At 42.6% G+C, this 15,862-nt stretch carries 12 protein-coding genes; 2 read left to right on the top strand and 10 right to left on the bottom strand.

Annotated features, from left to right (window positions below):
- Positions 1–20: 20 nt before the first annotated feature.
- The 10 genes from nuoH to rplU all read right to left on the bottom strand — a co-directional run bounded on the left by nuoH (position 21) and on the right by rplU (position 12,279).
- Positions 21–1,016, bottom strand: a complete 996-nt coding sequence (nuoH, locus tag H2245_RS10630; protein ID WP_404944679.1) for an NADH-quinone oxidoreductase subunit NuoH — start codon at positions 1,014–1,016, stop codon at positions 21–23.
- Positions 1,017–1,065: 49 nt separating this feature from the next.
- Positions 1,066–4,140, bottom strand: coding sequence for an NADH-quinone oxidoreductase subunit NuoG (nuoG, locus tag H2245_RS10625; protein WP_182407363.1), 3,075 nt, complete (start codon positions 4,138–4,140; stop codon positions 1,066–1,068).
- Positions 4,141–4,150: 10 nt separating this feature from the next.
- Positions 4,151–5,575 (bottom strand): NADH-quinone oxidoreductase subunit NuoF, encoded by a 1,425-nt coding sequence (gene nuoF / locus H2245_RS10620; protein ID WP_182407362.1) that lies wholly within the window; start codon positions 5,573–5,575, stop codon positions 4,151–4,153.
- Complete coding sequence (gene nuoE, locus H2245_RS10615; protein WP_182407361.1) at positions 5,572–6,081, bottom strand: NADH-quinone oxidoreductase subunit NuoE; 510 nt, start codon at positions 6,079–6,081, stop codon at positions 5,572–5,574. Before nuoE ends, nuoF begins: the two co-directional genes overlap by 4 nt.
- A gap of 125 nt (positions 6,082–6,206) precedes the next feature.
- The gene (gene nuoC, locus H2245_RS10610; RefSeq protein ID WP_182407360.1) at positions 6,207–7,982 is read right to left on the bottom strand and encodes an NADH-quinone oxidoreductase subunit C/D; all 1,776 of its coding nucleotides are present in this window, start codon (positions 7,980–7,982) and stop codon (positions 6,207–6,209) included.
- Between the two features lie 105 nt (positions 7,983–8,087).
- Positions 8,088–8,756 carry an NADH-quinone oxidoreductase subunit B family protein gene (locus H2245_RS10605; RefSeq protein WP_182407359.1) on the bottom strand — a complete coding sequence of 223 codons (669 nt, stop codon included), beginning with the start codon at positions 8,754–8,756 and terminating at the stop codon, positions 8,088–8,090.
- 117 nt (positions 8,757–8,873) lie between these two features.
- On the bottom strand, positions 8,874–9,503 hold the full coding sequence (gene ndhC / locus H2245_RS10600) for an NADH-quinone oxidoreductase subunit A (protein WP_182407358.1): 630 nt from the start codon (positions 9,501–9,503) through the stop codon (positions 8,874–8,876).
- A gap of 827 nt (positions 9,504–10,330) precedes the next feature.
- Complete coding sequence (gene lolA, locus H2245_RS10595) at positions 10,331–11,026, bottom strand: outer membrane lipoprotein chaperone LolA (protein WP_182407357.1); 696 nt, start codon at positions 11,024–11,026, stop codon at positions 10,331–10,333.
- 589 nt (positions 11,027–11,615) lie between these two features.
- On the bottom strand, positions 11,616–11,873 hold the full coding sequence (rpmA, locus tag H2245_RS10590; RefSeq protein WP_062533594.1) for a 50S ribosomal protein L27: 258 nt from the start codon (positions 11,871–11,873) through the stop codon (positions 11,616–11,618).
- Between the two features lie 94 nt (positions 11,874–11,967).
- Complete coding sequence (gene rplU, locus H2245_RS10585) at positions 11,968–12,279, bottom strand: 50S ribosomal protein L21 (RefSeq protein ID WP_062533595.1); 312 nt, start codon at positions 12,277–12,279, stop codon at positions 11,968–11,970.
- A gap of 459 nt (positions 12,280–12,738) precedes the next feature.
- On the opposite strand from rplU, the gene H2245_RS10580 reads away from it, so the two are divergent.
- Both H2245_RS10580 and H2245_RS10575 read left to right on the top strand, forming a co-directional pair.
- The gene (locus H2245_RS10580; protein WP_182407356.1) at positions 12,739–13,764 is read left to right on the top strand and encodes a polyprenyl synthetase family protein; all 1,026 of its coding nucleotides are present in this window, start codon (positions 12,739–12,741) and stop codon (positions 13,762–13,764) included.
- 674 nt (positions 13,765–14,438) lie between these two features.
- Positions 14,439–15,830 (top strand): efflux RND transporter periplasmic adaptor subunit, encoded by a 1,392-nt coding sequence (locus H2245_RS10575; protein ID WP_182407355.1) that lies wholly within the window; start codon positions 14,439–14,441, stop codon positions 15,828–15,830.
- Positions 15,831–15,862 lie beyond the last annotated feature (32 nt).

Below are 15,862 nucleotides of genomic sequence, written 5' to 3'. Positions count from 1 at the left end.
ACTCTAGATCATCCGCGAGCTTACAGCGTTGGAGAGAAAATCAAAATGACTGCGGCAGTAACCAATAAATTAATCAAGGTTACTGGTAAACATACTTTCCAGCCAAAGTTCATCACCTGATCATAGCGTGGACGCATGAGCGAACCACGAGCCAAAATAAACATGGTCATAAAAAATAGCGTTTTAATCATGAACCAAAAAGCTGGCGGTACAAAGGGAATATTTAAATTAAAAGGCGCAAGCCAGCCACCAAAGAACAGACAAGTCATTAACGCTGAAATCAATACCACGTTGACATATTCGCCGATAAAGAACATACCAAACTTCATACCTGAATATTCGACATGATAACCTTCGGCAAGCTCTTGTTCAGCTTCTGGTTGGTCAAACGGATGTCTATGGGTAACGGCAACACCAGCCACGACAAAGGTCAAAAACCCAAAGAACTGTGGAATGATATACCAACCATCAGCCTGTGCTTCAACAATCGCACGTAGGTTAAAAGAACCCGTCAATGCAACCACACCCATTAACGATAAGCCTAAAAAGACCTCATAACTGATGGTTTGTGCGGCAGAACGTAGACCACCTAATAGCGAAAACTTATTTGCTGACGCCCAACCGCCAAACATCACCGCGTAAACCGCGATACCTGCCATGGCAAAGAAGAACAATATACCGATATCCCAATCTGCAACACCAAGCGTTGGTGAAATCGGAATAATCGCAAAAGATGCCAAGGCGGTAAACATAGCAACCGCAGGTGCCAGCACAAAGATAAACTTATCGGTAAAGTTTGGCGTCCAATCTTCTTTAAAGAAGATTTTGAGCATATCAGCAACCAGCTGCAACGACCCAAAAGGACCTACACGGTTAGGACCATAACGATCTTGCCATAGCGCCAGCATACGGCGCTCATAGACAATCATCAATGCAGCAACTATTACCACTACTAAAAAGATGACTAATGATTGTACAACCATAAATAGAATAGACCACGTTTCAGCAGTCATCATACCAGCTAAAAAGCTTGGCGCTTCAGGGATAATACGGGTAAATGACATATTAAACCTCTTGTATGGTTGTCGGTATTGGTATTACAGGCTCTGCTTTATCAGTCGTTAATAAGGCGCTATCATTTGCCATAGCGCCAGATAACGATACGGCAGCGAGTGGTGCAGAAACTTTAAGTACTGACGCAAACATAGAGGGATGAATAATAGTCACCTGCCCGACCGGATAGCCAATACACCCTTCTGCTAGATAGTGCACCAATTGCACAGGTAAGGTAATGTGCTGTTTATCAATTTCAATAGCTAAGTAATCGCCTTGAGCAACATCCCAAGCACTGGCATCATCACGACCGATTTGCCATGTAGCAACGGGTAATTGCTCTGCGACGACTGGACTACGTGATGCCATCATTGAGCTGGCATAAATATTATATACTGGCACAAGCTTGGCTTGACCCAGCTGTATGTCAGTGGTGATTGACGCCATATCAGGTGCCACATATTGACGTGCTGCTAATCGCTCTAGCTGATCAAATAAGCGAACGCCCGGATCACCATTTTTCAAGCTACCGCCGACTTTATCTTGATATTTATTCCACGCTTGTGGCGAATTCCAACCAGCTGATTGGGCGAAAGGAATCATTGAACTTGGCGTTTGCGTACCGCTATAACCTTCCATTGAGAAGGTTAAGCCTGTATCCAAATCTTTTGGCTGCATCGGCTCATGTACAGAAATTGGTGCGCGCATTGCCGTACGACCTGAATAACGGCGTGGCTCACGCGCAATTTTTAAACCACTAATACGGTAATCAGCATCAGGTGCTGCCTTTTTAATACCAGCAAGCTTTGGATGCGTGACTATTAAGGCATTAATAACGTCATCAAGTTGTGTCCAGTCGACCGCTTTACCGAGTAAGCTGCTATGCAAAGCATGTAACCAGCGCCAGCCTTCTTTAATATTACTTAGCGGATGATAATAGGTATTGTCATAAACTTGAAAAAAGCGCTGAGCACGACCTTCAGCCGATACTAACGTACCGTCTGCTTCAGCAAAGCTTGCAGCTGGCAATACAATATCGGCATTTTTATGCCAATCTAATAGCTGATGATCCAAGGCAATCACTGTCTTATCAGCTAATAGCTGAGTAAGCTTTTCAGCATCAAGTACGTCAGTGAGTTGATTTTCAGCCACAATAACCACATCAAAATCTGAGGCCAATATCTCCTCTACTGACTGTCCACCCAGTAAACACACACCAATACTATTGGCATCGGCTACCGCTAAGTAAATACCTGCTTGTGCATGGTAATTAGTATTTTCATACTTTAGTTCTAACGGCGTTGCTGGCGTACGCTCAACGTTATCTTGTGTTTCAGTATTACTGCTCATTTCAGGTTTATCTGGCTTAGCGGCTAACTCTTGATCATCAACTGGCTGAGTTTTCTCTTGGGCTTGTGCAGCACGAACTTTTGCATTATGTGCTTCAATATACGTATGTTCAGTGGCTTTAATCGCGCTACGTTTTTGCGTTAACGCTTGTGTAATTTGCGCTGCAGCTTCTATTAACGCAACCGAAGACAAACTGCTGCCTGATACAACCAACGGCTTATCGGCTTTAATCAAGTCGTAAGCAATTTGCTGTGCAAGCACTTGCATCGGATCAGCATCTGCACTTTGTTCTGTATTAGGCGCGTCAATTTTTGCCAAATTATCTGCTAAATTGGTAATCTCACTAGCGACTTTAAAGCCAAGCTTAGTAATATCTTCAGGCGTTGCCACCACGCTAACTTTACTAATATCATCAAGTTTGGTTTGTGTCACATCAATGACATATACTGGGCTGAGAGCACCTTGCGCAATACGTTGTACAGGCTCTGCTAACCAAGGCTGCGTTTGTACGGCCGCTGCCATTTTAAACGCTTCATTTTTTGCTGCCTGACGTACTGACAATGCTACTCGTGATGATGTTTGGGTAATATCTTCACCCAAAATCAATACCGCATCATGACTTTCAATATCCGTCATGCCTGGGTTATAAATACCTTCTGTACTTAATACTTCAATACATTTATTAACCAATGCTTGTTGCTGATGGCTCATACCGGTTGAGAAGTTATCAAAACCAACCAGATTTTTAAGCGCAAAATTAGTCTCTAAACTAGCGCGTGCCGAGCCAATACCAATAATTTTTTTATCTTGTAAGCGTTTAACTGTCTCATCAAGGGCATGATCCACGCTAACTTCAAGCAGCGTATTATTAGTACGCTCAAGCGCTTGAGTTGGACGATCTTCACGGTTGACGTAGCCATAACCAAAGCGACCACGGTCACATAAGAAGTAACGATTAACCTCACCGTTATAGCGGTTTTCGATACGGCGCAGTTCGCCATAACGCTCACCAGCTGATATATTACAGCCCGCAGAGCAACCATGACAGATACTTGGCGCATACTGCATGTCCCATTTACGGTTATAACGATCCGAATGCGTTTTATCCGTAAATACGCCGGTTGGGCACACTTCCGTTAAGTTGCCAGAAAACTCACTTTCAAACTGACCATCTTTATCACGACCAAAATACACGCGATTGTTAGAGCCATAGACGCCTAAATCTTCACCGCCTGCATAGTCTTTATAGAAACGGACACAACGATAACAAGCAATACAGCGGTTCATCTCATGCGCGATAAACGGACCAAGCTCTTGGTTATGATGCGTACGCTTGGTAAAGCGATAGCGGCGCCGACTGTGACCTGACATATACGTCATATCCTGCAAATGACAATGCCCACCCTCTTCACAGGTTGGACAGTCATGCGGGTGGTTGGTCATGAGTAGCTCAACCATTGACTTACGGAACGCTTTGGCTTCATCATCGGTGACCGAGATATACATATCATTGCTTGGCGCCACCATGCATGACATGACCAAGCGTCCGCGACCTGCTTCCATATCTTCTTTAGTCAGATACTGCTTTACCGCGCACTGACGGCACGAGCCTACCGAGCCTAAAGCAGGATGATAACAAAAATAGGGGACATCAATGCCGAGCGACAAGCATGCCTGTAGCAAGTTGTCCGCGCTATCTACTTCGACAGTGGTTCCATCAATATGTATGACTGCCATGCCGCTCTCCTTATTTCGCGTCTAGCTGTTGATTCGCTGCAGCAGCAATAACATCTTCACCAACTGCCTGTGCAATTTTTTGATCAAACTCAGGACGGAAATATTTAATTGCACTCATAAGCGGTTCCATAGCACCGGGCGCATGGGCGCAGAATGTTTTACCGATCCATAAGTCACGGGTTAGACCCTCAAGCTTCTCAACATCACCCACTTGACCTTCGCCATCGTTAATCGCAGTGAGTAACTTCACACCCCACGGTAAACCGTCACGGCATGGCGTACAAAAGCCACATGATTCACGTTGGAAGAAAATCTCAAGATTACGTAGCAATGGCACCATATCTTGTTCTTCATCAACAACCATAATCAGCCCGGTACCCATCCGACTACCAGCTTTTTGAATGGTATCAAAATCAACCACGGTATCTAAATGATCAGCAGTCAAAAAGTCAGTAGATGCACCGCCCGGTAACCATGCTTTTAGCTTTTTACCTTCTTGCATTCCGCCAGCAAAATCTTCAATAATTTCACGTGCCGTATAACCAAAGGGCAATTCCCAAAGACCAGGATCATTCACCAAACCTGAACAGCCAAACAGTTTCGTGCCTGGCGTTTCAACCACGCCTTTGGCTTTTGGTAAGTCTTGATACCACTTGCTGCCATGCAAAATAATAGCTGAAACGTTATGTAAGGTTTCGACATTATTCACAACAGTCGGTCGACCCCATGCGCCTGCCACTTGTGGAAATGGCGGCTTAGTACGTGGATTAGCACGGCGCCCTTCGAGACAATTAATTAATGCAGTTTCTTCACCACAAATATAACGACCGGCACCAGTATGCACATGCAAATCAAAACTAAAATCTGTGCCTAAAATATTATCACCAACCAGATTGTTAGCACGTAACTCTTCAATCGCTGTATTCAAACGTTCTGCTGCTAGAATATACTCGCCACGAATAAAGATATAACCTGCATTTGCGCCAATAGCATAGGCAGATATCAGCATTCCTTCGATAAGCTGAAGCGGTAAACGCTCCATAAGCAGACGGTCTTTAAAAGTACCCGGCTCCATCTCATCCGCATTACACACTAAATAACGTGGTCCACCATCTGGCGGTGCCATCAACGACCATTTAATACCCGCTGGGAAACCTGCGCCACCACGACCTTTAACGACCGCTTCTTTAATAGTGGCTAAAGTGGCTTCTGGTGGTTGATTTAAAGCCATTTTAAGCGCTTCAAAACCACGTAAAGACTCATAAGTGGCTAAATCCAATACGGCATCATGATGTGCTAAGCGCCACGTCAAAGGCTTGGTTTCACTGGTTGCCGTTGCCTTATCACCGTAAATTGCAATACGCTGATTATTTAACTGGCTTGGCGCCTTACCTTGGTTGCGAAGAGCAATCTGCTCTGAAATGGTTAATCTCATGCGTATAACTCCAACAATTGAGTAACTTCATCAGGCTGAACAGGACCATAGGTATCTTCATCAATAAGCACTGCAGGCCCTTTATCGCAGTTACCCAAACAACAAATTGGTAGCAAAGTAAAACGACCATCAGCTGTGGTTTGACCATAATCAATACCCAACTCGGTACGCAAAGCGGTTGATAAAGCTTCATAACCTGTTAAGTAGCACGCCACTGAATCACAAATCAAAATCACATGACGACCCACTGGCTGACGATAAATGCGATTAAAGAAAGTCGCGACACCATCCATATCGGTTACTGGAACGTCCAATATATTTGCAATAGCATTGACTTGGGCATCATTTACCCAACCGTTGCGCTTTTGCACAATTTTTAGTGAATCGAGAGAAGCGGCGCGCGCATGAGGATAATGATGCATAAACTCATGAATCGCTGCAATCTCATCAGCCGTTAGGATGCTGGCCACATCTACTCTTGGCGCTTTATCGGTAACAATTTTCATAATCTTTTATCTTTCCTCACTCATCACGCCGCTTGTGCTGTGGTTGTTGCACAGCCGCTGCGATTTGGTGTGCCAGTTGGCGCTAATCTATGAAATAATTTAATTTTATTAACAATAAATAAAATCTAACGATCACAATCTGCCATCACAATGTCAATAGAAGCTAGATACATAATGGCATCTGATACCAATGAGCCATTAATAACCGACGGCATTTGCTGAATATGAGCAAATGTCGGTGTGCGAATACGAGTACGATAGCTCATGGTCGAGCGGTCTGAAGTAATATAGTAGCTATTAAGCCCTTTGGTCGCTTCGACTATCGTAGTACACTCACCAGCTGGCATCACAGGACCCCAAGAAACCGAGAGGAAATGATTAATCAGCGTTTCAATATCATTTAAAGTCCGATCTTTTGGCGGTGGTACGGCAAGTGGATGATCTGCTTTATAAGGACCTTGCGGCATATTGTCCATACATTGACGGATAATACGTAGCGACTGACGCATTTCTTCCACTTTAACCATACAACGGTCATAAGCATCACCATTATAGCCAACCGGGATTTCAAAATCGTAATTCTCATAGCCCATATATGGACGTGCTTTACGTAAATCAAAATCAACGCCAGTGGCACGCAAACCTGCGCCGGTCACGCCCCAAGCCAGCGCTTGCTTAGCATTATATTGCGCCACGCCTTGAGTACGACCTTTTAGCACACTGTTTTGTAGCGCTGCTTTGACATACTCATCCAAACGCTTCGGCATCCAATCCAAAAACTCGCGAACTAAACGTTGCCAGCCACGCGGCAAATCATGCGCCGTACCACCGATACGGAACCAAGCTGGATGCATACGGTAACCTGTTACCGCTTCAATAACGTCATAAGCTTTTTGACGATCCGTAAACATATAGAAGACGGGCGTCATACCACCAGCATCTTGAATAAACGTACCGACGAACAGTAAGTTATTAGTAATGCGGAAAAACTCACTCATCATGACCCGAATAGTTTCGGCACGAGGTGGAATAGTAATACCAGCAAGCTTTTCAACTGACATGATATACGGCAGCTCATTCATAACCCCGCCGAGATAATCAATTCGATCGGTATAAGGGATGTAGGAATGCCACGTTTGGCGCTCTGCCATTTTCTCCGCACCGCGGTGGTGATAACCGATGTCAGGAATACAATCGACCACTTCCTCACCATCTAACTGCAATACCAATCTAAAAGCACCATGCGCAGAGGGATGGTTTGGACCGATATTCAAGAACATGAAGTCCTCATCACGTCCTGAGCGTTTCATGCCCCATTCTTCAGGGACAAAACGTAAGTTTTCCTGCTCATACTGCTGCTTGGCAGTATTCAAGAAGTAAGGAGTAAATTCGGTCGCGCGCGCATGATACTCTTTACGCAGCGGATGCCCTTCCCAGTATTTAGGTAGCAAAATGCGGGTTAAATGCGGATGTCCGCTAAAGACAATACCAAACATATCCCATACTTCGCGCTCGTACCAATTGGCATTAGGCCAAATTTTGGTCGCACTGGGTATATTTAAGTCATCTTCACTGAGTGCCACTTTAATGCGTACATCACTGTTACGCTCAAGCGACATCAGATGGTAAAACACCGTAAAGTCACTGGCAGGCATACCCGCGCGGTGCTGACGCAAGCGCTCATCCATTGCTGATAAGTCAAATAGCATGACATAAGGCTTTGGCAAAGTACGCAAGTACATTAGTACGTCTAACACATCAGCACGTGCCACCCAAACAGTCGGAATCTCATCGACAGTCTGCTGGATGACAAATTTGCCGGCATACTTAGCTTCCAGCTCTTGAATAACCGCTGGTACGGGCTTGATCTTAGGATCTGTGTTTTCAACTACCGTGACCATGAATGATGTCTTCCTTCATTAATCATAACTGATTTGTCATAACGAGACTGTAATGGGCGCATAAAACTATGAAAGCATGAATCTAAAGCATTAACCATAAAACTATTAAATACTGTCTGGACTACGCAGGTTTTTCACTGCAATGCGATCGGCTTGCTTACGATCTCGCTCAGGCATCATTTGTGGCTGATAGATACCCTGATCGTTCACATGAATACCAAGCGGACGACGCTCTTTAGTTATTGACTCTTGTAACAGCATTAATCCTTGAATCAATGCTTCAGGACGAGGCGGACAACCAGGAACATAAACGTCTACCGGAATAATCTTATCAACGCCTTGTACTACAGAATAGATGTCATACATCCCGCCTGAATTGGCACAAGCACCCATCGAAATGACCCATTTTGGCTCTAACATTTGCTCATAAAGACGCTGAATAACAGGTGCCATTTTAACAAAACAAGTCCCTGCTACAATCATCACATCTGCCTGACGAGGTGATGCACGAATCACTTCCGCCCCAAAGCGGGATAAATCGTGAACCGCTGTTAGGGTCGTCGCGTATTCCACATAGCAACAAGACGTACCAAAGTTAAATGGCCACAGAGAATGCTTGCGTCCCCAGTTTGCTGTTGAATGCACAAGGTCTTCTAAACGTCCCATAAAGACATTTTTATTGACTTCATCTTCAAGAGGATCACTAACCGTTTGGCGAGTCTGAGCAGGATAAATATCTGCATCAGGGTTGGCTTTTGTTAATGTATATTTCATAACATTCAACCTTTCAATTAACCGCAGCGCAGTAACCATAGGGTTAGCGCTATTATTCGCATACTGTTACAACGTCGACTATTAAAAGCTCATAAACGTCATCATTTATAAGCTTTTCTAGCGATTACGTTCAATACTCTGATTAGGTGCAGATACCGCAAAATCTACCGAGGTAATATTACCTGTGGTATTAATACGGTCGATGCTTTCTAAATGACGACGATTGGCTTCAATATTATTGGACACATTGATTCGACCAGAGGACTGCGCTGGTATCTTACCCGTTGGGTCAACCATCAGCTCATCAACGCCATCAAATTTAGTAATGTCGGCTAGATTAAAGCCAGCAGGAGCGGCATATAAACGCACCTTTTTACGCAACTTATCTGCCGGCGCCCAATTAAGTGCGCCTAGACTCAAGGCATAAACCAGACCAATCAATAAGTCGATAATAAATGTCGCAGCTGCAATAAAGCCTGCCCATCCTGTTTCACGTACTGAAACAGCGTAAGCATATAAATAAAGAGCTTCTAAATCAAAAATGACAAAGAAAATCGCCACCAAATAGAATTTGGCAGATAGACGGATACGAGCGTTACCAGCCCCGACAACACCTGCCTCAAAGATTTCTTCTTTTTGTAAGCCCTTAGAGCGTCCGCCGAGTAAACGCGGAACGGTCAACATAAATACAACCAGACCGATTGCAGCTAGAATAAAGGCAATTGCTGACCAATTAAAGGCAGACATGATAATACGTGCTCCTCACCCAATCGAGTGTCTTAAGCGGCATCTGCTATTATCAATACTAAAATAACAACACAATGGCTTTGACTCAAACGAAAACACAAAAATTCGTGCTGGTAATAGCCAATCATCAAGAGTATTGACACAAGAATCAGACGATAAAACCCATAAATCATCTAAACACTGAGCGAAACTGATACTGTCTGCCATCTCGATAAGAAAATCTAGAGTCGACACACAGCGCATCTCAAAAGATGACATCAGGTAAGATAAAGTGGCTTAGATAAAGGCTGGTCGCCGAACCCATTTTTACAACGGAAAATAAATTTATTAAATCAATATCATCACAAACTATTTAATTGATTTAATAACTCATCACACGTGGTAAGCAATGTCATGACAACTGGCATAAACCGGTTACTTACTATACGCCTATCAAAGATTAAAAGCCAGTTATTGACAGCATTGCGACGTCACTTTGCAAAATACGAGACATCCCAATGGCAATAAGCACAATGACATTCAGCGATAATTATTACTGATACACGCAGTAAATTAGCGCATATTGTAAACCAAATATTACCAATTGCAACCTATGACCGTGCCTACTTGCAACAAATTATCTCAGCGTAGGTTAAGGTTAAAATTTTACGCATAAAAAAAGCAAACCGATATCTCGATTTGCTCTTTTCATATTAAGCATTATATCTACTACACTCATCGTCATATTAATAGTTGTTTCTAAAATAGCTATATCACTATAAAAATCTGCAAGCTGCTTTATTACTTTTAGCTTTCTTTTCTTAATTTCTTGATTATTTATTTCTTAGTTATTGATTAATGACATCTACGCCTTTAGGCGGAGTAAACTTAAATAAACTGCTATTGATAGTAGGATTCAGCTTAATGTTACTAAAATTAATCGACGTCGTTTGACCTAAGGTATCATTTAATACCATCATTACCGGTTTACCACCACTAAAGCTCACGGATAAGTTCTTAAAACTGGCGCTATTTGATTTAGGATACAGTACATAGTAGTTCTTAGTACTATAAGGTTGGGTAATTTTAAAGTTCTTATCGATTTTGCTTGGGTCACCCGATAATAGTAGCGCTGGCGTATTGCCTACTTGGTTATCAACGCTCTGCTTAGTTGCTTGCTCCAAATCCTTATCAAAAATCCATAGTGAGCTACCATTAGCCACGATCAATTGCTCTGAAGGTGAAGTGGTTTCCCAGCGAAAGTTATTAGGACGTTGAACGCTCATTGAACCCTTGAACGTGCCGTTGGACGCGCCTTTGGTAGTTTGAGTAAAGTTAGCAGTCATACTCTTAGTATTGCTCAGTAATTTATTTAAACGCTGAGCCGCTACTAAATTAGTTGCTGGCGCTGCTTGAGCGGTTTGGGTAAGTGCTACCATAGGTGCGGCAACCCCTAGCGTCGTCATTAAAACGCCAGTTAAAGCACTGGTCATAATCTTTTGTTTTACAGTCGTGGTTTGTTTTACTTGTGTTAATAAAGTCATTGTACATCCTCTCAAAATAAAAATTGAATACCAATTAAACGGTTGATAGTTGGTCTATTAACGTAGCGCGCTATTTATATGAGCAAATATTCATTTTGCCTGTTATACACTTATTGCAGTTATCCATAGTAATAGTGATAAGCAAGGTGCTTCGTTAGTTGTGACAGCGCTACTAACCAATGTGCACAGTGTGCCAGCTTTTTTATTACGCGCCTAGTCATGAATTGCAATCAATACTACGCCTGCCATACACGCTTGTAACGAGTGCTGTTACATCTCTCCGAGCTTTCTACGAGGTACCTTGTTTCTAAGCGCTGCCTTAGAGTATCGTTCTGTTAGTACATTTAATATCGCTTTGAATCAGTAAATTCGATTATCTAATTAAATATCTAAGTGCCTTTTTTAATATTTTTTATTACACCTTATACATTAGGCACGATATTTTTCTATCCTTTACGCTACTTATCTTAATTATTCTATCAATGTAAAAAATCCCCATCACTGTAAAGTCATGGGGATTTGGATACTGGTGAATCTGTTAGCTAGATAATAAGAATATTACCTAAAACCATCAGAAAATCAGTGTCATTTATGCTTCTTCAACCATCACATAACGACGGTTAAATTTACCTTTGGTCGCAAACTTCACTACACCGTCATTCAGTGCAAATAAAGTGTGGTCACGACCCATGCCAACACCAGCGCCGGCGTGGAATTCTGTACCACGTTGACGAACGATAATGTTACCAGCAACAATGGCTTGACCGCCAAAGATTTTTACGCCGAGCATTTTTGGGTTTGAATCACGACCATTACGGCTTGAACCGGCAGCTTTTTTATGTGCCATGAGAAAATCTCCTTGTTAATGTGACTTATCGCTAATGCGACAACTCTTAAGCTTTTAGTGCGTTATTAATTACCAATAAACTGATAATCGTTAATTAAGCATTAATCGCTTTGATTTTTAACAAGGTGTACCATTGGCGGTGACCTTGCTCTTTGTGGTAATGCTTACGACGGTTGTGCTTGACGATACGGATTTTTTCGCCGCGACCATGTTCAATCACTTCCACTTCTACGCTTGCGCCGTCAACAACAGGCTGACCGATTTTAACGGTTTCGCCGTCAACAACCATCAATACGTCGTTAAATGTGATTGTTTCGCCTTGTTCTGCTTTAAGTAATTCGACTTTAAGCAATTCATCGACGACTACACGGTGCTGTTTACCACCAGTTTTGATTACTGCGTACATTGTGTGACTCCGCTTAACCCGTGTGCCGTGGCTGGTATGATACCAACGCTTCGTCAACGAACACGACAGGGAAAAATTAAAGGCAAGATTTTACGGCTTTTTGCTAAAAAAAGCAAGCTGCTTATCTTGGTTTTATAGGCTGGTAACGTGATTAATATGAGCATTAACCGTCGTCATTATAGCTTATACAATCAGTAGCTTACAATAATTTATCTTATAAATTAGTATATTCCTCTAGCTTATATGCATTTATAAAGAAATTTTCGTCATTAGGCATGTTCACGCTATTGTCGTCCTCAGTGGTTTATTCTATTCGTTGTCGTTTGTAACTTGCACGGCTTACTTACCGTCTGCATGGATAGCTATGGTATTATAGGTCACCTGATAGCACGGGCTGGCAGCACTCTCTTGCTGAACTACTCTGCTGATTTTTAATTCTTATTACTGTGACGATTGATTATGACGCCTACTTCTTTGTCTGATATTGCACCCACATTGTTATCCATTCCAAGCTATGCTGATATTCAGAGCATCGTTGCTGATGATTTTGATATTATGGATAAGCAGGTTTTTGGTAGTCTCAATTCAAAAGTCCAACTGGTGATGAATGTCTCGCAGCATGTGATTAATGCTGGTGGCAAGCGTATGCGTCCACTGATTACTCTGTTGTGCGCACGAATGTTCGACGATGCACCATCAACGCAGGCGATGCATTTGGCGGCCATCACTGAGATGCTGCACACCGCAACTTTAGTTCATGATGATGTGATTGATGAATCAAACCAGCGCCGTGGCAAACCCACTGCAAATGCGACATGGGATAATGCGACTGCAGTATTGGTAGGCGATTATTTGATTGCACGTGCCTTTAACTTATTAGTTAGCTTTCAAAGTTTGCCTTTATTACAATTATTCTCTGATGGTACGTGTGATATTGCCGAAGGTGAAGTCTTGCAGCTACAGCATCAACACAATCCTGCGGCAACTGAACAAGACTATCTTAATATTATCGATGGTAAAACGTCGCGCTTGTTTATGATGGCAACCCAAGGTGCAGCGATTTTGCAGGAGCAAACGCAACATTTACAAGCATTAGCAGATTTTGGGCAGCATTTTGGTAATGCCTTTCAAATTATCGATGATGTGCTCGATTATAGTGGTGACAGTGCGCTGATGGGCAAAAACTTAGGTGATGACTTAGCCGAAGGCAAACCTACTCTTCCTACTATTAAAGCACTTGAATTGCTAAAAGATACCGATAAAGAGGGTTATGACAAGCTACGTATTGCCATACAAACAGGTAAGACGCCAGATACTGAGCAGTTAATTGAAATGGTACGCGCTTCTGGCTCTCTTGATTATTGCAAGCAGCGTGCGTTACAAGAAACTAAACTTGCTCAGCAAGCATTAAGCAGCTTACCAGACAATCGCTATCGCCAAGGATTGTATCAGCTGACAGAACTTGCCAGCGCCCGTTTAATTTAATTCAAATTCAAGCATTTTTCCTTGCTGGCTTAAAAGTAGTTAATCCTAATATTGAGAAAATTGATGATATTAGGGTTTACTGTAATGCAGGATTAAAATCGCGCTCTGATTTTTTAAAAAAACCATACAACTGCTTGAAGTAATAATGGCTAATTTGCAATCATATTAGTCTGTTCATATTTAAGTATTGCTAAACGTTTCATTTTCTGAACACACCATTTTTATTGATAAATATCCGTTACGTCTTGTCTCATTCATGTATACATTCATTCATACAACAAAATATAACAATACTTTACTTATTGAATTATTGTAAGGTTTCTTGTGCGTTGCTTCATGTAACGCTTATGTTTCCAGCATCATTATCCTTTTTTTCCATAACATTGTGAGTAAGATGTGTGATGACTATGCCAAATAGAACTCACTTGCTACTTGACTGTGGGGTAGACCCTATAGTTTATAATGTTCGATTGCCTTTATTTAACGTTGCTTTTCTTGCATTGTTTTTGTTATGACCATTACGATTCACTAAAGGCAGTCGTTTAAACCTATATTTTTTAGTTGTTATTTTCCATCTCTTATTTGCTAGCGGTTATTTTTCAGCGATTAGGTTAAAAAATAGCCCTACACATTTTTTATATTGTATTAATACTATATTACTACCGAGGACATTGATGAAGCACTCTTATCTTGCGCTTGTAATAGCATCTGTACTATCTGGAGCTGTACTGGTTGGCTGTGACAAAAAAGAGGACGCCGCTGGTGAGCAAGCCGCACAGCAGCAGATGCCGCCTGCCGTCGTCAACTTCCAAACGGTGACTCTTGAGACCGTACCCCAAGAGCAGACATTCTCTGGACGTACAACGGCTTATCAAACTGCAGACGTTCGCCCACAAGTAAATGGTATTATTGACGAAGTATTGTTCCGTGAGGGCAGCAATGTCAAAAAAGGTCAACCTTTATACCGTATTAATACCGATAATTACGCTACGTCTCTTACAAGTGGTCAAGCAGCGATTCAGCAAGCCGAAGCCAATTATCAAACAGCGATTGCTAATAATGCCAATGCTAAAGCAGATTTGGTCAGTCGCCAAGCGTCACTAGCGCAAGCACAAAATGACTTACGCCGTTTAAGTGGTTTGGTTGAAATTGATGCCATCTCAAAACAACAGTATGATCAAGCCCAAACTGCGGTACGTACTGCTCAAGCCGCAGTCGCCAGTGCAAATGCTGCTATCGGTCAGTCACAAGCAGGTATAGAAAGTGCAAAGGCTGGTATTCAAACTGCAAAAGCAGGATTAAAAGCCAGTACCTTAGATTTCAATCGTACGATTGTGCGCGCACCAATCTCTGGTCGTAGTGACCGCTCAAGCGTCACCGCTGGTACTTTGGTCAGTTCTGGTCAACCAACTCCTTTAGTGACCATTTCGCGCTTAGACCCTATCTACGTCGATATCAGTCAATCATCGTCTGAGCTACTTAAGCTGCGCCAACAGATTACTGAAGGTAAAGCACAAGCTGGCATGAATAGTGTTGAGTTGGTATTAGAAGATGGTTCTGTGTATCCGGTACGCGGACAGCTCGCATTAGCAGAAGCTAAGGTTGACGAGTCCACAGGCGCGGTCACACTGCGCGCAGTATTCCCAAATAATAGCAATATATTACTACCGGGTATGTATGTCACTGCACGTTTGACCCAAAGCGTCATTACCAATGCTGCCTTGGTCCCACAGAGTGCCGTTACACGTACGCCCAAAGCTGAAACCCAAGTTTATATTGTAGATGCCAACAATAAAATTCAGGTTCGTCCAGTTACGATTAATGGTACATATAATGGAAACTGGGTGGTCACTGATGGTCTGCAAAATGGCGACAAAGTAGTGGTTATCGGTGGTGCAAAAGTGAAGCCTGAACAAGAGGTTGTTGCGAAGCCATTAGAAAATCCAAACCCTGCGCCTTCTGAAAAAGGGGCTGCTGCCAAAACACCGCAGCAAGCTGCTAAAAATATGGATAAGTCTACCGATGGTACAACTGCCAACAAATCGGCACAATCAGCCGCCAACTAATTCCATTCAAAGCTAGGAAGACTTAGGGATTT

Source organism: Psychrobacter sp. GP33 (assembly GCF_014119005.1).
In the GTDB taxonomy this organism is placed as follows: Bacteria; Pseudomonadota; Gammaproteobacteria; order Pseudomonadales; family Moraxellaceae; genus Psychrobacter.
Note: the sequence above shows the minus strand (reverse complement) of the source record. Positions and strands in the feature narration are given on the sequence as shown.